The sequence below is a fragment of the Bradyrhizobium sp. ma5 genome, from assembly GCF_042258955.1.
Classification (GTDB): Bacteria; Pseudomonadota; Alphaproteobacteria; order Rhizobiales; family Xanthobacteraceae; genus Bradyrhizobium.
Genome location: NZ_CP170156.1, coordinates 4,540,056 through 4,562,508, shown reverse-complemented (window position 1 = coordinate 4,562,508; position 22,453 = coordinate 4,540,056). Strand labels below are relative to the sequence as shown.

17 protein-coding genes and 1 tRNA gene are annotated in these 22,453 nt (G+C 63.4%); 12 read left to right on the top strand and 6 right to left on the bottom strand.

Features of this window, described 5'->3' with window-relative positions:
• Positions 1-83: 83 nt before the first annotated feature.
• Positions 84-263 (bottom strand): hypothetical protein, encoded by a 180-nt coding sequence (locus ACE103_RS21110; RefSeq protein ID WP_375774757.1) that lies wholly within the window; start codon positions 261-263, stop codon positions 84-86.
• A 207-nt stretch (positions 264-470) separates the two neighbouring features.
• Here ACE103_RS21110 and ACE103_RS21105 point away from each other — a divergent pair, with 207 nt between their 5' ends.
• Complete coding sequence (locus ACE103_RS21105; protein WP_375774756.1) at positions 471-1,685, top strand: diguanylate cyclase; 1,215 nt, start codon at positions 471-473, stop codon at positions 1,683-1,685.
• A gap of 217 nt (positions 1,686-1,902) precedes the next feature.
• Here the strand turns inward: ACE103_RS21105 and ACE103_RS21100 are convergent, their stop codons facing one another.
• A complete protein-coding gene (locus tag ACE103_RS21100; RefSeq protein ID WP_375774755.1) occupies positions 1,903-2,697 on the bottom strand; it encodes an adenylate/guanylate cyclase domain-containing protein in 795 nt (264 codons plus the stop codon).
• 140 nt (positions 2,698-2,837) lie between these two features.
• Positions 2,838-3,902, bottom strand: a complete 1,065-nt coding sequence (locus ACE103_RS21095; protein ID WP_375774754.1) for a carbon-nitrogen hydrolase family protein — start codon at positions 3,900-3,902, stop codon at positions 2,838-2,840.
• 259 nt (positions 3,903-4,161) lie between these two features.
• Here ACE103_RS21095 and ACE103_RS21090 point away from each other — a divergent pair, with 259 nt between their 5' ends.
• The 3 genes from ACE103_RS21090 to ACE103_RS21080 all read left to right on the top strand — a co-directional run bounded on the left by ACE103_RS21090 (position 4,162) and on the right by ACE103_RS21080 (position 7,078).
• A complete protein-coding gene (locus tag ACE103_RS21090) occupies positions 4,162-5,112 on the top strand; it encodes a LysR family transcriptional regulator (RefSeq protein WP_375774753.1) in 951 nt (316 codons plus the stop codon).
• A gap of 77 nt (positions 5,113-5,189) precedes the next feature.
• A complete protein-coding gene (locus ACE103_RS21085; protein ID WP_375774752.1) occupies positions 5,190-5,480 on the top strand; it encodes a DUF485 domain-containing protein in 291 nt (96 codons plus the stop codon).
• A gap of 14 nt (positions 5,481-5,494) precedes the next feature.
• Positions 5,495-7,078 carry a cation acetate symporter gene (locus ACE103_RS21080; protein ID WP_375774751.1) on the top strand — a complete coding sequence of 528 codons (1,584 nt, stop codon included), beginning with the start codon at positions 5,495-5,497 and terminating at the stop codon, positions 7,076-7,078.
• 278 nt (positions 7,079-7,356) lie between these two features.
• Here the strand turns inward: ACE103_RS21080 and glmU are convergent, their stop codons facing one another.
• Complete coding sequence (gene glmU / locus ACE103_RS21075; protein WP_375774750.1) at positions 7,357-8,715, bottom strand: bifunctional UDP-N-acetylglucosamine diphosphorylase/glucosamine-1-phosphate N-acetyltransferase GlmU; 1,359 nt, start codon at positions 8,713-8,715, stop codon at positions 7,357-7,359.
• A gap of 183 nt (positions 8,716-8,898) precedes the next feature.
• Between glmU and ACE103_RS21070 the strand changes: the two genes are divergently transcribed.
• Both ACE103_RS21070 and ACE103_RS21065 read left to right on the top strand, forming a co-directional pair.
• Positions 8,899-10,284: a hypothetical protein gene (locus tag ACE103_RS21070; protein WP_375774749.1), complete on the top strand. Its 1,386-nt coding sequence runs from the start codon at positions 8,899-8,901 to the stop codon at positions 10,282-10,284.
• A gap of 96 nt (positions 10,285-10,380) precedes the next feature.
• The gene (locus ACE103_RS21065; protein WP_018271584.1) at positions 10,381-10,761 is read left to right on the top strand and encodes a hypothetical protein; all 381 of its coding nucleotides are present in this window, start codon (positions 10,381-10,383) and stop codon (positions 10,759-10,761) included.
• Here ACE103_RS21065 and ACE103_RS21060 read toward each other — a convergent pair.
• Positions 10,721-12,349: a beta-(1-6) glucans synthase gene (locus tag ACE103_RS21060; protein WP_375780985.1), complete on the bottom strand. Its 1,629-nt coding sequence runs from the start codon at positions 12,347-12,349 to the stop codon at positions 10,721-10,723. The genes ACE103_RS21065 and ACE103_RS21060 overlap by 41 nt on opposite strands.
• A gap of 244 nt (positions 12,350-12,593) precedes the next feature.
• On the opposite strand from ACE103_RS21060, the gene ACE103_RS21055 reads away from it, so the two are divergent.
• The 6 genes from ACE103_RS21055 to rfbG all read left to right on the top strand — a co-directional run bounded on the left by ACE103_RS21055 (position 12,594) and on the right by rfbG (position 21,306).
• Complete coding sequence (locus ACE103_RS21055) at positions 12,594-13,205, top strand: beta-1-3, beta-1-6-glucan biosynthesis protein (protein ID WP_375780984.1); 612 nt, start codon at positions 12,594-12,596, stop codon at positions 13,203-13,205.
• A 194-nt stretch (positions 13,206-13,399) separates the two neighbouring features.
• Positions 13,400-16,273: a glycosyltransferase gene (locus tag ACE103_RS21050; protein WP_223975146.1), complete on the top strand. Its 2,874-nt coding sequence runs from the start codon at positions 13,400-13,402 to the stop codon at positions 16,271-16,273.
• Positions 16,274-16,450: 177 nt separating this feature from the next.
• Positions 16,451-16,526 (top strand) — tRNA-Lys (locus ACE103_RS21045).
• Positions 16,527-17,166: 640 nt separating this feature from the next.
• Positions 17,167-19,026 carry a glycosyltransferase family 39 protein gene (locus tag ACE103_RS21040; RefSeq protein WP_375780983.1) on the top strand — a complete coding sequence of 620 codons (1,860 nt, stop codon included), beginning with the start codon at positions 17,167-17,169 and terminating at the stop codon, positions 19,024-19,026.
• A gap of 182 nt (positions 19,027-19,208) precedes the next feature.
• Positions 19,209-20,210: a glycosyltransferase family 2 protein gene (locus ACE103_RS21035; RefSeq protein ID WP_375780982.1), complete on the top strand. Its 1,002-nt coding sequence runs from the start codon at positions 19,209-19,211 to the stop codon at positions 20,208-20,210.
• A 46-nt stretch (positions 20,211-20,256) separates the two neighbouring features.
• Complete coding sequence (gene rfbG / locus ACE103_RS21030) at positions 20,257-21,306, top strand: CDP-glucose 4,6-dehydratase (protein WP_375780981.1); 1,050 nt, start codon at positions 20,257-20,259, stop codon at positions 21,304-21,306.
• Here the strand turns inward: rfbG and ACE103_RS21025 are convergent.
• Positions 21,303-22,442, bottom strand: coding sequence for a Gfo/Idh/MocA family oxidoreductase (locus ACE103_RS21025; protein ID WP_375780980.1), 1,140 nt, complete (start codon positions 22,440-22,442; stop codon positions 21,303-21,305). The genes rfbG and ACE103_RS21025 overlap by 4 nt on opposite strands.
• Positions 22,443-22,453: the final 11 nt, after the last annotated feature.

The window sequence follows — 22,453 nt, the reverse complement described above, 5'->3', positions numbered from 1 at the left end:
ATGCGACCGGCTGGTTAATCGGGGCTAACTATTTTGGCAAGAGCGCGTCAGCGTCGTCCAACGCGGCGGGGTCCCAAAGCCCTTCACCTCGACATCATGACGTAGGTGAATAAACCCGCGAAAGTCCAAAACATCAGTTCGCTGAACATCGATACGAGGTCGTGTGGACGGAGGCCGACGATGCCCCACAGCCCTCGGCCGGTCTTGGTCAGGAACGCATCGAACAACATTTCGGCGAGGCCGCGGACCAGGCTATCGATCACGGTTCCCATCCCTGAGCCGTTCACCCACTGGCGTGGGCAAGCAAACCGGCAAAACTCCGAACAGACAGACGGCAGCAATCTTGCGCATGAAGCATTGCTAGCCGCTGCCGGCTAAGTCCCGAGAAACCGCCGGCGGCGAACGTTTCAGATCGCGTCAACGCAGCATTAACGGCTTTCGGAGAGGGTGCCGCCGCCGGAGGTACCCTGATGCAAGCCACGCACGACCGTGAGACGCAGCGCCTCGATGTTTTGGCCGAACTCGACATCCTCGATACGCCGCGCGAGCTCGCCTTTGATCGCCTGACCGGGCTGTGCCGCAAGATCTTTCGCGTGCCGATGTCGACGCTGACGCTGATCGACGGCCATCGGCAATGGTTCAAGGCCTCTGAGGGCATGGCGGATCGCGAGACCGCACGCGGACCTGCGCTGTGCAACTTTGCGATCGCGCAGGACCATCCCCTCATCATTCCCGACACGGAACGCGACCCGCGCCTCGCCGACAACATTTTCGTGCGCGGCAAGCCATTCATCCGCTTCTATGCCGGCGCGCAGCTCAGGATCTCAGGCGCGATCGTCGGAACCCTGTGCGCGATGGACACGCGCCCGCGCGAGTTCGATGACGATACCGTCAGCATGCTGACCGACCTCGCCGCGATCGCCGTCGACGAGATGATGCTGCGGAATCTGAGCATGCAGGACGGCCTCACCGGCTGCTCTTCGCGGCGCGCATTCCGCAGCGAAGGCGAACGGCTGACCGCGTTGGCCGCGCGGCATCTCAGTCCGCTCGCCTGCGCCGTGCTTGATGTCGATCACTTCAAACAGGTCAACGATACCTATGGGCATGCCGTCGGCGACATGGTGCTGGCAGCCGTCACGGACGCCGCGCGATGTGCGCTGCGCAGTTCCGACGTGATCGGCCGGCTCGGCGGCGAGGAATTCGGCATCCTGCTGCCGCACACCCCACTTGACCAGGCTATGGGCGTGCTCGAGAAGGTGCGCGCTGCCGTCGCGGCAACGCGGATCGAGACGCCGGCCGGCACGATCCGTGTCACCTGCAGCCTTGGCGGCGCGGTGCTCTCGCCCGGCAACTGCTTCGACGACATGCTGCGCAACGCCGACCTTGCGATGTACGGCGCCAAGCAGGCCGGCCGCAATCAGGCGCTGGCCTGGGTCGAGCGGGCGCCGTCGATCGCGCCGACCGCGCGACGGGTGTTCAAGGCCGGCAAGATCAGCTTCAACGCCGGCCATTCCACGATCGACTGCACGGTGCGCGGCCTGTCGCGCGACACCGCGACGATCGAGGTGCTGTCCACCTCAGGTATCCCCGACCAGTTCAAGCTCGGGATCGCCGCCGACGCGCTGTCGCGGGCCTGCCGCATCACCGCGAAGTGCGACAACCGGATCGAGGTCGCTTTCACCTGAGCGGCGGCGCGGGATTATCTCCACAAGTCAATCTCTAATCGTCATTCCGGGGTTCGCGAAGCGAGAGCCCGCAATCCGTTTCACCACCGATTCCGCGGCCTGATGGATCCGGGCTCGCGCCAAGGGGCGCGCCCTCAGGTGCGCAATTGCGCACCGGGGAATGACGAGAGATTAGCGGTCGGCGTTGATTGCAACCCAGGCGTCCGTTCAAGACGCCCTAATGTTCGACCCGGTAGAGCCGCCATCGCTCCGGCACGCCCTTGAGCTGGTGCGCGCCGCGATCCTTGAACTGGATGGCTGACCCTGGCATCAGGTCCTTGACCGCGCTCGAGACCAGCACCTCGCCGGCACGCGCCTTGGCGGCGACGCGCGCACCGATGTGAAACGCGAGGCCGATCACCTCCGCGCCGCTCACCTTGTACTCGCCGGCGTGCAGTCCCACCCTGATCTCGAGCCCGAGCGTCCTCACGGCCTTGACGATCGCGGTCGCGCAATTGATCCCGGCAGCGGGCGCGCGGAACGTCGCCAACACGCCGTCACCGGTCGTCACGACCTCCTTGCCGCGCAAGGCCTTCAGTTCGCGGCGGACGGCGGCGTAGTAGTGATTCATCACCGTTGCCCAGCGCGAGTCGCCGAGCCGCGCGGCTTTTTCCGTGGATCGGACGATGTCGACAAAGAGGATCGTCGCGAGCGCCTGTTTGAGCTCCGGGCCTCGGTCGGAGGTCCGACGCCGGTTCGCAATATTTCCCGTCAGCGGTTCATAGCTATGGCTGCGCCGCCGCGCGACGGCCGCCTTGGTGTAGTCCTGGGCACGCTGCACTGTACGGCAACGGACGGTTTTTTCCTGCGGTGGAAACGTCCAGTAGACCTTGCGTCCGGCGCCAGCGCCCTGAACCTCCACGGCGCCCCATTTCAGGAAGACCGTCGAGCCGGCCCGTCGAATGCACCATGCCTTCGACGTGTATCCGGACACGTTCGACTGATGGACTCCGATGCGAAGGAATTTGGGCATGAGCGTCCGGCCGATCGAACGAGCGCTTGGGGACTAACCTAGGGCAAAACGTAGCCATAGATTTCCGCATTGGCAACGGTGCTCGTCTCCGCACCGATCAAAAGCGTCAGGCTCTGCGACGTCGGATAGCCAGCTCTTCGTCAGCTCCGGTATTCGCGCCTCTGCCCGCTCGATACGGCGTCAGTGTCGACGGACGGAATTGCCTCGTCCTGCGCCTTCGCTATTGGCTGCTCGTCATCGCGAAATCGCGCCGGGGTCAGTCGGCTGCGGTCGACAGTCATGCCAAAGATATCGAAGCGGTTGTAGTAGCCGACCACGTCGTGAAACTGCTTCGGCTCGACGCAGCGATTGAGATCGATCTCCGCGTAGGCGATCCCTTCCTGGTCCTGCAATTCATCGCCAAAAACGCCACCCGTCGGATCGACAAAGAAGCTCGCCGCACGCGGCGTCTGGTCGATCACGTCGGCGATGGTTCTGTCCCGTTCGATGAGGAAGGCCCGCATCGGCTGGTCCATGTAGCCGGCGGTGACGATCCCGAATACCTTGGCTTCGAAGCAGTGGGCGCTGGCCCGGATGCGGTTGGCGGCAACGTTGTCGAAATTGCCGCCGCCTGCCGGGCGTCTTGTGGGCCACATCGGCGGCCAGCTCGAGATGTGCACCTGCTCGCCCTGCGCCATCAGCGCGAAGCGGGCCAACGGATTGGTGTTCTCGCCACAGATCAACCCACCGATCCGGCCCTGCCGCGTCTCCGCGACCTTGAGGCCCGCACCGTCCCCCGACGACCACACCAGCTTCTCATAGAAGGTCGGAACCAGCTTGCGGTGATGCACCAGAATTTCGCCGGTCTCGCCGATCAGCAGGTTCGAGTTCCAAAGGCCGCCAACGCTGACGGCCGAGCGCTCGCTGATGCCGATCGAGACGGTGACGCCGAGGCCGCGCGCCTCGGCGCACAGCCGGGCCACTTCCGGCCCGTCCACCAGCACCGACTGCTCCGCCATCCGCACGAACAGATCGTGATTGTCGATCGGCGGCCACAGCGCGGCCCAGACCGGAAAGGCGGGAATGTAGGTTTCAGGAAACGCAATCAGCTCGGCGCCGGCCCTGGCCGCCTCGCGCATGATGGCGATCGCCTTTTCGGTGGTCGCCCGGCTGTCGAGGAAGACGGGCGCGGCGTGGACGGCAGCAGCCTTGAAACGAGGGAGCATGACGAAAATTCCGGCTAGAGCGTTTTCCCGCGAAGTGGATACTGGTTCGCGCGAAGACGCGTCAAAACAAGATCTAGAGCTCCGTTCCGATCCAATCGGAACGGAAAAGCTCTAGGACCAGGGAGGCGAAGCGGTATCATCCCTGCCTTCCCGGCACGCATGGGAATTGTCGCAAGGTCGGTTGCGAAGGATCGGAGCCGTCGGCGCATTGGAACGGGAATTGCTTTGCAGACAGGGGCCGTAAATCCGGAGGCACGCCATGTTCGATACGATCAACTGGGACGATTTGCGGGTCTTCCTCTGTGCCGCCCGCGCCGGAAATTTGAGTCAGACCGCAAAGCGGCTGCGGCTGGACCATTCCACCGTGAGCCGGCGCATCGCCCAGATGGAGGCTTCGCTCGGGATCGCGGTGTTCGAACGCCACCGCACCGGGCTCAAGCTCAACGAAGTCGGCGAGCGCTTGTTGCGTCATGCCGAGCGGGTCGAGAGCGCGGTGATCGCCATTCGTGAGGAGGCCAGCGCCAGCGACACCCAGAGACTGATCGGGACCGTGCGGCTCGCCACCATGGAGGGGATCGCCTCGCTCTATCTGGCGCAACGCTTCGCGAAACTGCGTCGCACCGCGCCGCAACTCGCCGTCGAGCTCGTCACATCAGCGCAGACGGTCTATGTGCACAAGCGCGAAGCCGATCTGTTCGTGTCGTTCTTCCGGCCCCCCGGTCCGGGCCTGATCTCCGAGCGCATCGGCAAGTTTCGGCTCGGGCTATTCGCGAGCCAGAGCTATCTCGACCATCACGGCACGCCAGCAAGCCTTCGCGACCTCGCCGATCATTGGTTCGTCTCCTACATCGAGGATCTGATCCAGGTCGATTCGGTGCGCTGGCTTGCCGACGTCATCGAGGAGCCGAAGATCGCGTTCCACTCCAACAGCATGATCGCACAGATGAACGCGGCGGCCGGCGGCCTCGGCATCGTCATGCTGCCGAGCTTTGCCACCAACGACCGGCCCGACCTGATCCCCGTGCTGCCCGCCCACGCCGGCACCTTTCGCGAGGTCTGGCTCAACGTCCACAGCGACCTGCAATTTGCCCCGCGCATCCGCGCCGTCCGCGCGTTTCTGAAAAATACCCTGAAGCAGGACCCCGACATGCAGGTCACGCTGGCGGATGCCCTGCCGCAGCCGCGCACGGCAGATTGCAAAAATCCATAGTTCCTTTCCCTCGGAGCCCGGCTGAAGCTCGTTCGATTGGCGCAAAGTCGCGCGCGTGAAGCTTTGAGGGGGCAAGCATGAACGTGGTTATTCCCGGCAAACCCGATCCGGCGCCGAGTGTCAGCGCCTTGGCCAAAAAGCGGCTGACAGTCGCGCTCGTGCTCAGTGCCGCGATGATCGTGATCTATTTCGGCTTCATGGGGCTGTTCGCGTTCGACAAGCCGCTGCTCGGCACCATCCTGATGCCCGGCCTGTCGCTCTGCATTGTGCTCGGCCCGCTCGTCATCATCTTCTCCTTCGCGCTCTGCCTGGTCTACGTGCTGTGGGCGAACCGGGTGTTCGATGCCGGCATCCGCAATCTTCGCTGAAGGGGCAGAGCAAGATGGGCAGCAGCACGCTTTCGATCGGGTTCTTCTTCGCCTTCATGACGTTGACCTTGGCGATCACCTATTGGGCCGCGCGGCGCACGCGCACCACTGAACACTTCTTCGCCGCCGGCGGCCAGGTCACGCCGTGGCAGAACGGCTGGGCACTCGCAGGTGACTTCCTGAGTGCCGCCGCCCTGCTCGGCATCGCCGGCATCGTCACCTCGAACGGCTTCGACGGCATGATCTATTCGATCGGGTGGCTGGTCGGCTGGCCGATCATCCTGTTCCTGATCGTCGAACCGCTGCGCAACGTCGGCCGCTTCACCTTCGCCGACGTCGTGGCCTATCGGCTGCGCCAGCGCCCGGTGCGCCTTGCCGGCGCCGTCGGGACATTGGCCGTCATCCTGTTCTACCTGATCGCCCAGATGGTCGCGACGGGATCGCTGATCAAGCTGCTGTTCGGCCTGCCCTACACCTGGTCGGTCGTCGTGGTCGGCAGCGTCATGCTGGTCTATGTGCTGTTCGGCGGCATGTTGGCGACCACATGGGTGCAGGTGGTGAAGGCTGCGCTGCTGATGGGCGGCGGCATCCTGCTCGCCTTCCTCGTGTTGACCCATTTCGAGATGAACCCGCTCAAGCTGTTCGCCGCGGCCTCCGAGAAATACGGCACCAAGGTGCTGCAGCCGGGATCGAAGGTGGTCTCGGGCCAATGGGACGCCATCTCGCTCGGGCTCGGCCTGATGTTCGGCACAGCCGCGATGCCGCATGTGCTGATGCGGGCCTATACGGTGAAGGATGCCAAGGCCGCGCGGCTGTCGATCCTCTATGCCACCGGCTTGATCGGCGTCTTTCACCTGATGGTCTTCATCATCGGCTTCGGTGCTATGGTGCTGGTCGGCGCCGACGCGGTGGCAAAGGCCGGAGGCGGTGGCAACATGGCAGCGCCGCTGCTGGCGCTCACGGTCGGCGGCAACGCCTTCTTCGGCTTCATCTGTGCGGTCGCGTTCGCGACCATGCTCGCCGTCGTCGCCGGGCTGACGCTGTCGGGCGTCGCCACGCTCTGCCACGACGTCTGGACCAATGTGATCCGCAACGGCAGCGCTTCGGAGGCCGAGCAGCTCAAGGTCGCACGTGTCGCGACCGTCATGATCTCGATCTTCGCCATCTTTCTCGGCATCGCGTTCGAGGGCCAGAACGTCGCCTTCATGGCGGGCCTTGCGTTCTCGATCGCCTGCGCCGCCAATTTCCCCTCGCTGGTGCTCGCCATCACCTGGCGCCGCTTCACGACGCCAGCGGCGGTGGCGAGCATCCTCGTCGGCACGCTGAGCTCGCTGGTGCTTATCTATCTGTCGCCGACCATCCAGGTCGACATTCTCGGCAAGCCGCTGGCATCGGTCGAGCACCAATGGTGGTTCGTGTCGCTGCGCAACCCGGCGATCATCAGCATGCCGCTATCGTTCGCGGTCGCGATCCTGCTGTCGTTGGTCACACGGGAGAAGAACGCCGATCTCGCCTTTGACGAGATGCAGCGGCGCATCCTGCTCGGAGCGGTTCAGCCGAATACTGATGAACTTGCCCGGGCAAAGAGTGCCGCCTGAACAGCGGCGCGCCGGGCGAGATGTCGCGATAGCGCGGTAGCTCACATATCGTGCAACACATTCAGTGTCGTCCTCGCGAAAGCCAGGACCCATTACCCCTTACGCCAATTGCTGCGCGACGCTGGGGCCCCAATCCCTCTCACAATCACATGTAGTGGTATGGGTCCTGGCTTTCGCCAGGACGACGATTGGGGAAATTGCGTGCTCGAATCTATCACCGTTCTGCCGGCACAATGGCAAAGCCGTTGCGCCGGCATGACGACAGTCACGCCAGCCGCTCACTTCCCCTTCGCGGCCTTCGCTTTCAGCTTCGCCGCACGATAGCGCGCGGCGCCGCCTTCGCGGATCGACTGCTCGCTGCGCTCGAGCGCCATCGCGTCGTCAGGGACGTCCTTGGTGATGACGGAGCCTGAACCGATATAGGCGCCCTTGCCGATCGTGACCGGCGCGACCAGCGAGGTGTTGGTGCCGACGAAGGCACCCTCGCCGATCATCGTCTTGTGCTTGAGGAAACCGTCATAGTTGCAGGTGATGGTGCCGGCGCCGAGATTGGAATTGGCGCCGACATGGGCATCGCCGACATAGGAGAGATGGTTGACCTTGACGCCGGCCTCGAGCACGGCGGCCTTGGTCTCGACGAAATTGCCGATCCGTGCGCCGTCGCCGAGCGAGGTGCCGGGCCGCAGCCGCGCATAGGGACCGACCGACACCTTCTTGCCGATGGTGGCCTCGACGATGTGCGAGAAGGAATGGACCACGGCGCCGTCGTCGATCGAAACGCCCGGCCCGATCACCACGAACGGCTCGATCACAACGTCCTTGCCGAATTTGGTGTCGGCGGCGAGATAGACCGTATCCGGCGCGATCAGTGTCACGCCGGCCTCGAGCGCCTGCTTCCGCAGCCGCGCCTGCATCACGGCCTCCGCCTCGGCGAGCTGTGCCTTGGTGTTGATGCCGCGCACTTCGTCTTCGCTGGTCTCGATCACGACGGCCTCCAGTCCCAGTTCCCTGACGATGCCGACCGCATCGGTCAGATAATATTCGCCCTTGGCGTTGGCATTGCCGATCTTCTCGATGATCGCGAGCGCCTTGCTGCCGCCGAACGCCATCACGCCGGCGTTGCACAGCGTGATCTTGCGCTCCTCGGCGCTGGCATCGGCATGCTCGCGGATCGCAACCAGTCTGCCGTTCTCGGTCACCAGCCGGCCGTAGCCGGTCGGGTCGGCGGCCTGGAAGCCGAGCACCGCAAGCGCAGCGCCGTCGCGCAGCGGCGCGCGCATCCGCGCAAAGGTCTCGGCTGAGATCAGCGGCGTGTCGCCGAACGCGACCAAGAGGTCGTCGGCGCCGCTGGCGAGCGCCTCGCGCGCCGCGAGCACCGCATGCGCCGTGCCGAGCCGCTCGCGCTGCACGTAGATCTGCGCGTCGGTCCGCACCCGGCGCGCCTCCGCGGCGACCGCCTCGTGGTCGGGACCGATCACGACCGCGAGTTGCGAGCCCTCGCCGGAGGCTGCTGCATCGAGCACGTGCGCCAGCAGCGACTGTCCGGCCACCGGGTGCAGCACCTTCGGCAGCGACGAGCGCATCCGCGTGCCCTCACCAGCCGCAAGCACCACTGTCAGGCTCGATCGCGCAGTCATTCAGTATCCTCGACGGTTCGCGCAATCCGCTGCGCAACGCTTTCTTTGAGGCCGTCTTTAATTGTTTTCCCCGGCAGAAGAAACCGATTCGCCTCCGTGGCCCCTCAGATTCAAGTTCCCGGTCCATTTCCTGTTAATCTTTGCCTCGTGATTCGGCGGGCCTTGAGGAGGGCCAAGCGGGCTTTGGCCAAAGATCCCGACAATCTGGCGGCGGATTTCGATGCCGAGAGCAGCACCGGCTTTTTGGCCGAGGAGGATGCTCTCGATCGCCGCATGCTGTGGCGGCTCGGGTCGTGGGGCGTAGCTGCGGTCGGCGCCGTCACCATCGCCGTGATGGCCAACCAGTCGGCGCTGACGCTGCGGCGCGACCAGGTCGCGGCATCCGATGTCGCACGACAGGCCCAGCAGCTGCAGACGCTGGCGAAGGAAAGCCACAACGAGACGCGGCGGCTGGCATCCGCGATCGATACGCTCAACGGCGACCGCGACCGACTGTATTCGCGCGTCACCACGCTGGAACAGGGTCTCGACTCCGTGACCGGCACGATCGCGAAACAGCCGGTGGCAGCCGTGCCGGCACCAACATACTCGGCAGCGGCGCCGGCCACGCCGCCTGCTTCAGCCAATTCGGCGCCCGCGGTGGCGGCACCGGCTGTTGCCGTCGCAACAACGCCACCTGCCGCGGTGGACAAGCTGGTCGCGACCGACAAGATGGTGGCATCCATCGACAGCAAGGCGCCGGCGCCGGTCGAGAAGCCAAATGCTGCGGCCGAGAAGTCCGCGGCGGCCGACAAGAAGCCGACGGCCGCCGCTAGCAGGCCACCGATTGCCGCGGAGAAGCCGTCAGCGCCCGAGAGTTCGCCGCCGGTTTCTGCCGCCGTCCCATCCGTTGCCAGTCCAATGAGCGCCGCTGCCGCCGCGGCCAGTACCGACGAAGTAAAAGCGGCCGCGCCCGTGAGCACGGCCAGTCCGGTCGCGGACAAGCCGCTGATGGCATCGCGCGATCCCGCGCCGAACAAGGCAACCGAAGCGGCCAAGCCGCCGACCGCGAGCGACGTCAGCGCCGCGCCGATCCCGCCGCTGGTGATCACCCCGGATCCGGACTCCGAAGTTGAAGAGGATGCGCCGAAGGCGCAGGTCCAGCGCACCGAGTTCGGCGTCGATCTCGGGACGGCAAATTCGGTCAATGGACTGCGCGCGCTGTGGCGCGGTCTCTTGAAGTCGAAGGCCAACGCGCCGCTGGCGGCGCTGCGGCCGATCATCGTCATCAAAGAGAGCAGCAACGGGCTCGGCATGCAGTTGCGCCTGGTCGCCGGACCACTGAACGACGCCGGGACCGCCGCCAAGATTTGCGCCGGCCTCAGCCTGGTCCAGCGGACCTGCGAGACGGCGATCTATGACGGCCAGCGGCTGGCCCTGAACGAGCCGCCTGCCGGCGCCAAGCCGGCTTCGCCGCACCGGCGTGTCGCGCCGAGGCGTACCGCCGCACCACCGCCGCAGCCGGTTGCGGAGGAAAAGAAGCCGGAGCCGACGACAATCTCCTCGATGTTCCGGCGGAACAGCCAATAATCATGTCCGGCAAGGGATTGCGGCAAAATTCTCAACCAATTTCGCTGCGTCTCGCCGAGCCTTGTCCGAAACCCCGTTCCCGACCATAGTGCCGCGATGACAAAACCTCCGTTCCGCCTCTCCCCCTATCAGGTCCAGTTCCTGATGGTCGTGGGCTTCGTCACCGTCGGTTACGCGCTGTACGTGCGCTATCTCGCGATCGAATTCTCGCCCGTTGCACTGGCTTGCGACGCCGGCACGCAGACCATGCTCTGCAAGGCGCGCGCGCTGTCGACCGTACTGTTCAAGAACTCGGTGTTCGGGATCACTGCGCTGGTGATTGCGGTGCTGAACCTGACGCGGCCGTCGATCGTGCTGCTCACCGTCGGCTTGATCGCAGCCGGGCTCGGGATCGTGCTCTACAACGTCGTGCTGTCGGGGCTTGCAATCGGACTGTTCATCCTGGGTTTTGCGCGGCCCGCCCCCGCCACAGCGTAGCGGCGAGCAAAAGGTACATCACGCAGGTCCAGTCCGACTGCCAGTTGATCGTGCCCTCGTTGCAGATCGTGTAGACGGCGGCGACCGCCAACAGGCCGGCGAACACGGATTCCGCGAGCGGGCGGATGCCTTCCTTCGGGCGATTGAGCATGGTCAGCAACGCGAACGGCACCACGGCCATTGTCAGCGAAGCATACGGAAAATCGCGGTAGCGAGGGTCGAAGGCGAAGCCGAGCGCGGTCTCGGCTGCGATCACCGTGGTGATGACCAGCACGATCGCCAGCACTGCGCCGATCGCGCCCTTGCCGCGATAGTCGCGCGGCCCGACCAGCTCCAGGAAGGTCGGCAGCGAGCGCCCGGCAATCAGCGCATGCGCCGTCAACAAGGGCGAGGCGATCGCGGCAGCGAGCAGCGCGCCCCAATGCAGCCAGCCACCGACGCCGTAGCTCTCAAAGTACATCTTGTCGCCGGCGATCCCGAGCAGCGTCCCCGCCGTCGTCGCCGAAATCGCGACCGCGATCCAGGCCGACGGCCGCGGCGTCCAGGGCCGGCGGCGCAGGGTCAGCCAGGCCGCGAGGAAGGTGGCGATTGACAGCGCCATGCCGCCCGCCATCTGCAGCTTCCAGTCCGGGTAATTGCTGATCGCAACGCCGGGCGGGTACTTCACCTGTCGCTTGACCGCATCGAACAGGCCCCAATTGCCGCCGACGGTGCCCTCGAGCTTGCGCTTCCAGGGCTGGTCATAGGCCTCGATCAGGTTGACGCGAAAACCTTCGCGCTTAGCGAGGTCGAGGATCTCGGACACCACCCGCGCCTGGTTGGTGCGCGACGGCAAGGCACCCTCCCGCATCCGTCCCGCGCTCGGCCAGCCAGTTTCGCCGATCAGGATCTCCTTGCCCGGGAACGCCACCGCCATCCGCTTGCGGATATCGTCGACATGCGCCGCGGCGTACTTCGCCTTGATCGGAACGTCCTCCCAATACGGCAGGATGTGAATGGTGACGAAATCGACCGCGTCATAGATCTCGCGGTTCTTCAGCCAGTATTCCCAGACGTCGGCATAGGTGACCGGGAGATTGCCCGACGCCGCCTTCACCGCGCGGATGTTGCCGGCAAGATCGGTGGCGGTCATCTCACCGCGCAGCAACACCTCGTTGCCGACGATCAGCGAGGTGACGACACCGGGATATTCCTTGGCGAGCCGGACTGCGATCGCGATCTGCTGCAAATTCTTGAAGCGGTTGCTGCTGAGCCAGATGCCCTGCATCACCTTCAGCCCGACCTTGGCCGCAACGCCGGGGACCTGGTCGAGGCCGTTCTCGATCGAATAGGTCCGCACGCAATCGGTGACCTTGGCGAGATCGGCGAGGTCCTGCTCGATCTGCTCGACCGGAATTTGCGTGGTGGGATCAAGCGGTGTCTGGGCGCCGCGGAACGGCGTGTAGGACACGCATTGCAGCTTTGCGGCAGGATCGATCGGCGCACGCGCGAGCGTAATCGGCGTGGCGAGCCACCACCACACGGTTGCAATCACAGCGAGCGAGATCAGGAGAAGCGCCAGCGGCGTACGAAGCGAAATCGGTTCCATCCTCCGGGGGACCGTCGAATTAGCCGGTCATAGCCCGTCTGCCAAGTCCAGGAATCGGTCAATACCATGGTTGTCCTGCGACAGTTTTGCGCTGGGCCGATAAAGTTGTGAGTTTGCTGGACAAAATACCAAATTCCAGTCATCAGATTTCGCCAGAGTCTCCGCCGCGCTGGAGACCTATTTGGACGGCATCACGCCAGCCGTTAGGATGATCCCGCAGGGGCCGGAACATATCGGGGAATGCATGCGTCGACGGCTGCTTGAGTTGAAGAACACTGCTTTGCGCCATCTTGCCGTAACGGGCTTGGTCACAGCGCTCGCGCTCGTGAACGGAGCCGGCGGCGCGTTCGCCCAGAGCGGCACGCCGAACCCGCCCGATCAGGCCAAGCAGCAGCCTGGTCAGGCCGACGCCAATGCCAACGCAGTGCGGGAGGCCAACCAGCGCAAGGTCGAGGAATTCGTCGAGGCCCAACAGGCCATCAACGGCCCGGCCGGCAACCCGGAATGCGTCTGGCTCGGCCGCCGCGTGGTCCGCCTGATGTGGAACGACGACCTCGATACCGCGTTCCGCCATCTCGACCTCTATGACCGGTTCGGCTGCCCCGGCGGTCACGTCCAGGCCGCGTTCCGCTGCCTGACCCGGTTCGGCGCCCAGATCGACGACAAGGTGCGCGGCAGCCTCGACGGCCGCATCCACGCCTGCTGGGTCAACCCGGGCGCCCAGCCGCAGGCGGCGGCAGCGGCCGCCGCGCCAACCCCGGCGCCGGCGACGGCCGGCAATGCCGCGCCTGCGCCGGCCGCGTCGGCCTCGCCTGCGCCGACCCCGTCGGCGACACCGGCGCCGGCATCGAAATAGCGGCATCGCGCGCTCGGATCCGGCCGCGATTTTTTTTCGCAGCTGGAACGGCTTGCGCCCTTAAAACGCCATTGCGGCACACCAGTTGTTAAATCGGATGGCGGAGATATCTTTCCCTCCGCCGCTATGTTGGCCGAACCCAGGGGACGGGTTCGCTTAGTCCTCAATCTCAGGCCCCGTATGGTTTAACCGCGATGCGCGCCGTCGTCGCCGTCCTGTTGCTTGTCACCGCCGCCCACGCTGCCCTGTGGGGTCTCTTCCAGGAGAAGCAGTCGGCGCCCGATTTCCGTGGCACGCTGCCGAGCCTGTCCTACGCCCCGTTCGAGTCCGGCCACTCCGTCGCAGACGTTGCCGCCGACAGCGAGAAGGTGCGCGCCGACCTCAGGAAGCTCTCGACGCTGACCAAAGCGGTCCGCCTCTATTCGTCGACCGAAGGCAACGAGTTGGTACCGCCGGTCGCCGCCGAGTTCGGCATGAAGGTCACGGTCGGCGCCTGGATCGACAAGGACGCCAACCGCAACAGCCGCGAGCTGTTCAATGCGATCAATCTCGCCAAGCGCAACAGCAATGTCATTGGGATCGTGGTCGGCAACGAAACCGTGTTCCGCGGCGAGCAGGTTCCGATCGAGAATCTCGGACCGTTGCCCAAGGACGACCCCAGCCCTGACGAGGCCGAGCGCTTTCGCGAGGATTTTGCTCGCTTCCTTCGTGACGAGGCCCCGCGCGTTCAGCGGGAGGAGGACACACGCCTCCACGATGCCGAAGCGCAGCCCGAGGACAAGCGGGCCGAGGCGATCAAGTGGGCGATCGCCGAGAACAACGTGCACCGGCTGATCAAGGTGATCCAAACGGTCAAGAAGTCGGTCAGCGTTCCCGTCACGACCGGTGAAATCTGGAACATCTGGCGCGACCATCCGCAGCTCGCCAATTCGTCCGACTTTGTCGCCGCGCACGTGCTGCCGTACTGGGAAAACTTCACCGACAAGCAGGCGGTGGATCAGGCGGTCGACCGCTACAACCTCCTGCGCGACTCTTTCCCCGGCAAGCGCATCCTGATCGCCGAATTCGGCTGGCCGAGCCAGGGCTACAATCTGCGCAGCGCCGTACCCGGCCCGTTCCAGCAGGCCACGGTGCTACGCAACTTCGTCGCACGCGCCGAAGCCATCGGCATGGACTACAACATCGTCGAGGCCATCGATCAGCCCTGGAAGTTCTTCGAAGGCGGCGTCGGTCCCTATTGGGGCATCCTCAATGCCGACCGCGAGGCGAAGTTCGCCTGGACCGGCCCGGTTACCGATCCGAATTACTGGAAGATCGCGCTGGTCGCCGTGCTGGTCGGCCTGTTCATGTCTCTGCCGATCCTGCGGCTGGACCAGCCGACCGTGATGCAGGCGCTGCTGCTGTCGGCCGCAGCCAACGGCGTCGGCGCCTGGACCGCAACCGTGTTCTCGTACTGGACCACGCACTACTTCGTCTGGGGCTCGGCCTTTGCGCTCAGCCTCGGCCTCGTGCTGCTGGTTCCGCTGGTCCTGATCGCGATGGCGCGGATCGAGGAGATCGCGGCGGTGGCATTCGGCCGCGGCCCGCGCCGGCTGATCGGCAAGAGCGAACCGCTCGCGCCCGCCACGATGGGCGAGGACGTCAAGTTTCCGAAGGTCTCGATCCACATCCCGGCCTATTTCGAGCCGGTCGAGATGCTGAAGCAGACGCTCGATGCGGTGTCGCGGCTCGACTATCCGAATTTCGAGTGCGTCTGCATCATCAACAACACACCTGATCCCGACTTCTGGCGGCCGATCCAGGATCACTGCCGGATGCTCGGCGAGCGCTTCAAGTTCATCAATGCCGAGAAGGTGCAGGGCTTCAAGGCCGGCGCGCTGCGGATTGCGATGGAGCGGACCGCGGCGGATGCCGAGATCATCGGCATCATCGACGCCGACTATGTCGTGCATCCGGACTGGCTGAAGGACCTGGTGCCGGCCTTCGCCGATCCGCGCGTCGGCCTGGTGCAGGCGCCGCAGGAGCATCGCGACGGCGATCGTTCGCTGATGCACTACATCATGAACGGCGAATATGCCGGCTTCTTCGACATCGGCATGGTCCAGCGCAACGAGTTCAACGCCATCATCGTGCACGGCACGATGTGCCTGATCCGCCGCGCCGCGATGGACAAGGCCGGCGGCTGGTCGTCCGACACGATCTGCGAGGACACCGATCTCGGCCTCTCGATCCAGCAGCAGGGCTGGCTCACGCACTACACCAATGTGCGTTACGGCGAAGGCCTGCTGCCCGACACCTATGAGGCCTTCAAGAAGCAGCGCCACCGCTGGGCCTATGGCGGCTTCCAGATCGTCAAGAAGCACTGGCGCCGCTTCCTGCCCGGCGCCAGCCGGCTGACGCCGGACCAGCGCCGCGAATTCTCGCTCGGCTGGCTCAACTGGCTGGGCGCCGAAAGCCTCGGCGTCGTGGTCGCGATCCTCAACCTGATCTGGGTGCCGATCGTCGCCTTCGCCGACATCGCGATCCCCGACAAGATCCTTACCCTGCCGATCATCGCCTCCTTCATCGTCTCGCTGGTGCATTTCGTCGCGCTCTACCGGCTGCGGGTGAACATCAAGGCGGCCCAGATGCTGGGCGCCATGATCGCGGCGATGAGCGTGCAGTGGACGGTATCGCGCGCGGTGGCGCAGGGCCTGATCACCGAGCATCTCGCGTTCGCCCGCACCTCGAAGGGCGGCCTGTCGCGGATGTCGATCGAATTCCAGGCGTTCTGGGAGGCCGTGATCGGCGTGCTGCTCCTGATCGGCGCCATCGTGCTTGTCGTCACCAACGGCTACAAGCAGGTGCGCGAGATCTACATCTTCGCCGGCGTGCTGGTGCTGCAAAGCCTGCCGTTCCTCGCCGCGGTTTCCATCGCGATCCTGGAGAATTCGCGGATCAACGAGTTCGCATTCTGGCGCAACAGCGCGATCCGCACCGCGGAACTGATCGGGCTCCGCCCGGTCAGCCTGCCCTCGGTCGCCGCCCCGTCGCAGCCGGTCGGCTCGGAAATCCGCCACGACAGCTGACTAACTTCAAGAAACCGGCCTAACCTGAGGCGCCGGAACGGCAAATCCGCCGTCACGGTGCACAATTGACCGCCCCTCGGCTATTGACCCGATGGGCCCTGCCCCCTACACAGCGCGGGCTGGAGCATGATCCGGAGCGGCGCGAAGCCTTCGTCCGGATCCGATGTTCAGGTGAGTGAGCGCGTAGCTCAGGCGGTAGAGCACGTGACTTTTAATCATGGGGTCGAGGGTTCGAGTCCCTCCGCGCTCACCAATCAAGACAATGATTAAGTTGCGCGATTTTGATTCCGAAATCAGACCAAGCTCTGCGGCTAGCAGGCAGTTGCGGCGAAAGCCCTCGGACTGTGCGACGACGACACCAAGGCAGTCCGCGCCCTACGCTACAACGCGCTCAAATCATCCGGCACATCACCGAGCGCTTTGATTACCTTGGTATCGCTGAATCGTCCATGGAACGATCACCAGTGTGGCTGAACGCGACCGCGCCGACGTTCCCCTCCTTCTTTGACAACACCTCGGTGCGATCACAGCGGCATTGGAATTGAAGCATGCGATGGCTTACCGGGCCGTCACTGGCGGCGAACGGCAGCGCTGTCGTATGGCACCTCGGCCATATTCCTCCCTGCTCGTTGATCGCGTGTCAGCCGGTAGCTCATTTCAGTCCGTGAGCTCATGACGGGTACGAAGGCGCAACCAGCAGCTACTGTGTTTCCATAGCTACAACCCGAACGAAAAGAGATCTTCCGCAGTCACCGAAATTGTCAGTGACTTGTCTTTGCAAGGCATTCCCGTATCAGGTGACACTGAACATCAATTGGATGAGGCGCGCGAATGTCTAGCGGAATGGCAAAGAAGCTCCGGTAGCCCATTCAGTGATTTCGGGGAGAGAAGCTTTGCAAAAAACCTTGGCCTGGGTACTTCCCATTCGGATCATACTGCAGGTTATTCGCGATTATGCGCGCGTGGATCGATATATCGCACCAATTCTTCTCGTATTTTTGATCAGCATTGGTTCTCTTGTTCCGCGTAACACTGATAACCCTCAATTGCTGGCGGCTTTCGCCAACGATGAACCGTGGATGACGTTGGCGCTCGATGGCACGATCGCCAAGCCTTTTGGCAATCCCGCCAATTACCTGGATCCGACAGCGGAAGCCTTCAAGAAGATCCCGGCATATTGGGGAACGCTTCGATACGACAATATCGTCTATTATGGCGCGGTGACGTTCGATATCGCCCTTCCCTTCTATGCGACGGCGCGCCTGATCGGACTCCCTGCCTTTCCAACCGCTCCCATTGTCCTCAGAACGATATCGATGCTCGCCGCGTTGATGAGTCTGCTTTTCGTCTATAATTTTGCGAAGAAGCATGCGGGGGTCGTAGTCGGAATATTATCCTGTTTTGTGTTGCTGACGGACGGCTATTTTTTCTATTACACGACGATAATTCATCCGGATACGCTTCAGATATATTTCGGGCTGTTGGCACTCGGACTCGCACTGCGTCATTCGAATGACGGGCTCCTCTCGAGCCTCGCTGCTTTGGGCTTGATGTGTGGTTTGGTGCAGGGGACGAAGTTTGGCGGACCATGGACGGTGCCGTTAGCAACGGCCGCGTTGTTGATGGGAATTCGAGCGACAGGCGCTCACGAATGGGACAAGAAGGTTGTTGCCCAGCGAGTTGCCGTCCTCGGAGCGGCCGCCTTGGCGGGTTGGCTCGGTACGAATCCTTACGCGGTCATCACGCCCTACTACTTCCAGTCTTGGATCACGCAATGGCGCATCGTCGGTAGCTCGGGTGGGCCGCTGGGAACGTTCACGTTTTGGGATTGGATAAAGGCCATCTACGACTACGTCGGCCCGCTCGGTTCAGTGTTGGCCGTGGCGGGATTGCTGCACGCGCTGGTCGGCGGCCTCTCGACGCCGAGAAAACGCGCCTTCTTCCTGGCCGCAATACTTTCATTGTCGCAAATTGCTTACTACGCCTTTCTCGGCAAGCTTTGGGTCATTCTAGGATACCTTTTGGTCGCGCTGCCTCTAATGGCGATCCTTAGTTTTGACTTCGTCGTGACTTGGCTACAGTTTTTTCTTACCAGGCCGTTCGGGCGCATAGCGCGTCCAATCGCTGTCACTGCTGTTTTCCTTACGAGCCTATACCTCGGCACTGACCAGGTCTTCGCACTGGTCAACCGCGCGCTCGAGCTACACCATCGCGATAGCACCTTGTTGGCACTGAACGACTGGGCGGCCAAAGGTGGCATACCGCCGAACGCCCGCATCGTTTTCGACGATCTTGGCTACTTCGATCCAAAGATATTCAAACACGCCAAGATGTATGGAGGCGTGCTGACCTGGAGCGGCGTCAATACTCTCGACCCCGAATACATCATCCTTTCGAGCAGTCTGTATGGAAGCCCGCACTACGCCAAGATGATCGAGACACAACGCCTCGCTGCCGACGATCCCAGTCCGATTTCGATGCGCATGTACCAAGCCCTGATTCCAACGCCGACGCCCGGCCCGACTGCGGCGGAGGGAATCTCCTTCGTTAAAGAAATCGCCCCCGATCCCAGCGGGGTGACGGCCACCGCGCCGATTTATCTTCTCACACCGTGGCCAAGCCTTGAATTTCGGGTGAGATCCTCGCTCGCTATCTTGAAAGGCATTTGGCAGCCGATCGACAAACCACGCGTTGGACCGACCCTCAGAATCTATGAGCGGAAGCCCAACCGACCTTCCGACGACCAGAACTGACTTGAGGTCCAACAATTCAACGCGTGCTCTTGTCGCCGCGGCACCACGCAATATTGGGAAATCCGCCGGCGGACGCTCGGATGGCCGCTCAAAATAAGCATTCCTAGGCGTTCCAAGAGTTGCATATCTTGAGTGGCCTGCCTAGAAGTTCCGATTGCATTAATTAGCAGCAATGAGCCGACATGAGCAGCGCCGTCGATGCGGGGACACTGGAGGGAGAGCCGCACAAGCGAAGACGGCTGATCTCCCTCGTCATGCCGGTCTACAACGAAGAAGCCAATGTCGATCGCGCCTACGCCGCGCTGACGGCTATTTTCAAAGACCTACCCCAATACGATCTGGAGTTTGTTTTCACCGACAACCACAGCGAGGACCGAACGTTCGAACACCTTGCTGCACTTGCCAAGACCGACAGCAGGGTCAAGGTGATCCGCTTCACGCGCAACTACGGTTTTCAGCGCTCGCTACTGACCGCCTACCGAAACGCAACCGGTGATGCCGCAATTCAGGTCGATTGCGATCTTCAGGATCCACCTGAATTGATTCCGCAATTCATTGCGCTTTGGGAAAAGGGCCATGATGTGGTCGTGGGGTTGCGCCGACGCCGCGAGGAAGCAAAACTGCTCACCCTCGGTCGCCGTGCATTTTACGCGCTGCTCACCCAGATTTCCGATGATCAAATCACCCGCGACGCCGGCGATTTCCGCCTCGTCGACCGCTCCGTGATCGACCGCCTCAAGGAGCTGAACGACTACAACCCTTACGTCCGCGGCGTCGTATCTTCGTTTGCCGCGCGCGAGACCGGCATTCCCTACGACCGGACACAGCGGCTACACGGCCGCAGCAAATTCCCGGTGCGGAAACTTGTCGGCTTTGCCCTTGACGGAATTATCGGGCACTCGGTTCTTCCGCTGCGGCTTGCGTCCTATGCCGGCCTCCTGATCTCGATCGCTGTTTTTCTGCTTGGGCTGTTTTACGTCGTCGAGGCGCTGCTGCGGGGCAAGTCGTGGCCGAGTGGCTTTGCAACGCTCATCGTCGTTATGCTGTTCGGGATCAGCCTGAACGCAATCTTTCTTGGCATTATCGGCGAATATGTGAGCCGGATTTATCAGCAAGTCCGCTTCAGACCCCTGGTGACGGTCGAGGCCACCGCCAATATCTCCGCAGAACAGAGCAAGCAATGACGTCAGCCATTTTCACAGTATGTATCCTGCGTTGGGAAATGCGAATTTGACCCCGAGCTTCTGGCACGGTCGCCGCGTCCTCTTGACCGGACATACCGGTTTCAAGGGCGCGTGGGCCAGCGTGATACTGGCCGATCTCGGCGCGAAGGTAACCGCGTTTTCCTTGAAGCCGCAGACCGAACCTAATCTCTGGCAAGCCATCGGGCAGCGCGTGGCGATCGACAGCCGCAGCGCCGATCTTCGCGATATGCCGGCGGTGACCAAAATCTGCAAAATCGTCGAACCCGAAATCGTTCTGCATATGGCTGCACAGGCGCAGGTTAGGGAAAGCTACCGCGACCCGGTCGGAACCTTCGCCAGCAATGTCATGGGAACGGTGAACTTGCTGGAAGCTCTGCGCGCCAGCCCAGGATTGCAGGCTATTCTGGCCGTGACCAGTGACAAGGTCTATGCGAATGCGGAGACTGGCCTGGCATTTCCCGAGAACGCCCCGCTGGGCGGCTCAGATCCGTACAGCGCGTCCAAGGGCGCGACCGAAATCGTGATCCGGAGTTATGCGGAGAGCTTCTTTGGGCCGCTCGGGGTGCCTCTGGCCTCGGCGCGCGGCGGCAACGTGATTGGTGGCGGCGATTTTTCCAGCGACCGGCTCGTCCCGGACCTCTACAGGGCCGCACGCAAAGGCGCGCCGGTTGAATTGCGATATCCTGCGGCGACCAGGCCGTGGCAGCATGTACTGGACTGCCTCGCCGGCTATCTTGGCTTTGCGGAATACCTCGCAAACAGAGGTGCAGCCGATCCACCCTCCTTGAACTTTGGCCCACTTACGGATGAATCGATGTCGGTCGCCCAAGTGGCGGCGGCGATCGGCGAAGGGCTGGGCAATGGACAGGCCTGGAAGCAGGCGTCGGGCTCATTCCCACCGGAAAAGCAGACGTTGCGGATCAACTGCGCGCTGGCTGCCAAGACGTTGGATTGGCGGCCTCGGCTCGACGTCAACGAGACGATCGCATGGACGGCGCAGTGGTATGCGGATTTCGCGAACGGCAAGGACGCGCTCGAACTCATGCGTGCGCAGATATCTCGCTACGGGACCTAGCCCGCGTCGGAAAATAGCCGACTTCTGGCCAAAAGCATCTTCAGTTCAGCTTGACCAGCAATTGCTGGCCAAGCCTTGGAGATGCTGTCGGCGGTCCCGGCTTCGTTGCCGCCGAATTCCGCCAGCGCATAAAGCAGCGCGGTATCGAGCGGTTCACCCAAGCGCTTCGCCAGCCATTCAGCCTGATGGGCGATGTAGCGGCCGCGAATCGCGTCGGCGAATGCGGCAGATGCGATGGCCCGGTCCGGCGACAAACGCGGATCCAGTGGCGCGCCTTCGACGGCGGCAATGAACGCGGAAAGCATTGTTCCCAGTGGTCGGAGCGCCGTCGTCCACTGCGGGTCGCCGTTCACGCGCGTTCCCGCGACATCGATGACCCCTGGCTCCTCGGCGAAATCGAGCACAGCAACGCCCTTTTCGGCTTCGACTTCGATCCGGCGCTGCCGACCTTGATCGTTGCGTGCAATGAGCAAAGAAACCGGCAGCCCATGGGCCTGTGCTTCGATCGCCAGACGCGCGCCGCCGCGTCGAACATCCAGCGACACGAGTGCGAGATCGCGGAACTGCACTTCGCCGACCATCGGCACGATGTGGGGCAACACATCATCGAACAGTGTCACCGCGGGGTCGTAGCTCTTGGCTTCTCCGCGACGGACGTCCGAAGCGCCGTCGGTCCAAGTCGCCCGGATGCTCCGCCGGCGGCCGAGCGAGGCCAAGGAGGCTGCATAGGCCTCGACGTATCGTGCGAACAAGAAGACGTGGCTGGCCCCGAACGCCGTACCCTTGGCCCTAGCGATGCTGTTGAGTTCCTCGATCTTGCCACGCGAAAGGGCAACGGGCTTCTCTACCAACACCGGGATACCGTCAACCAGAAGGCCGGACGCAGCCTCGAAATGGTCTTCCGCACGGTTAGCGACGATGACTGCATCGGGCCGCTCCGGACCGGCTCCAGAGGCGGGCCAGGCGTCCAGAGCGCTCAACCGGCCGGCAAATTGCGATTGCGCAACCCACGCCCGGAGGCCCGCAGCATTGCTCGGCGAGTGCATGGCGATCCGATCCGCGCGGCCCGGGAGCCCGCACAGCACCGAGGCGATCGTCCGGGCCCAACGCCCGCCGCCGATGACCGATATCTTCATCGTTATCGCCC

Bases quoted from the DNA above. Each gene is read 5' to 3' on its own strand.
- ACE103_RS21055 (WP_375780984.1), top strand. From the start codon at position 12,594: ATGCGTCGACGGCTGCTTGAGTTGAAGAACACTGCTTTGCGCCATCTT.
- ACE103_RS21090 (WP_375774753.1), top strand. From the start codon at position 4,162: ATGTTCGATACGATCAACTGGGACGATTTGCGGGTCTTCCTCTGTGCC.
- ACE103_RS21105 (WP_375774756.1), top strand. From the start codon at position 471: ATGCAAGCCACGCACGACCGTGAGACGCAGCGCCTCGATGTTTTGGCC.
- ACE103_RS21085 (WP_375774752.1), top strand. From the start codon at position 5,190: ATGAACGTGGTTATTCCCGGCAAACCCGATCCGGCGCCGAGTGTCAGC.
- ACE103_RS21080 (WP_375774751.1), top strand. From the start codon at position 5,495: ATGGGCAGCAGCACGCTTTCGATCGGGTTCTTCTTCGCCTTCATGACG.
- ACE103_RS21050 (WP_223975146.1), top strand. From the start codon at position 13,400: ATGCGCGCCGTCGTCGCCGTCCTGTTGCTTGTCACCGCCGCCCACGCT.
- glmU (WP_375774750.1), bottom strand. From the start codon at position 8,715: ATGACTGCGCGATCGAGCCTGACAGTGGTGCTTGCGGCTGGTGAGGGC.
- ACE103_RS21035 (WP_375780982.1), top strand. From the start codon at position 19,209: ATGAGCAGCGCCGTCGATGCGGGGACACTGGAGGGAGAGCCGCACAAG.
- ACE103_RS21065 (WP_018271584.1), top strand. From the start codon at position 10,381: ATGACAAAACCTCCGTTCCGCCTCTCCCCCTATCAGGTCCAGTTCCTG.
- ACE103_RS21100 (WP_375774755.1), bottom strand. From the start codon at position 2,697: ATGCCCAAATTCCTTCGCATCGGAGTCCATCAGTCGAACGTGTCCGGA.
- ACE103_RS21095 (WP_375774754.1), bottom strand. From the start codon at position 3,902: ATGCTCCCTCGTTTCAAGGCTGCTGCCGTCCACGCCGCGCCCGTCTTC.
- ACE103_RS21060 (WP_375780985.1), bottom strand. From the start codon at position 12,349: ATGGAACCGATTTCGCTTCGTACGCCGCTGGCGCTTCTCCTGATCTCG.
- ACE103_RS21025 (WP_375780980.1), bottom strand. From the start codon at position 22,442: ATGAAGATATCGGTCATCGGCGGCGGGCGTTGGGCCCGGACGATCGCC.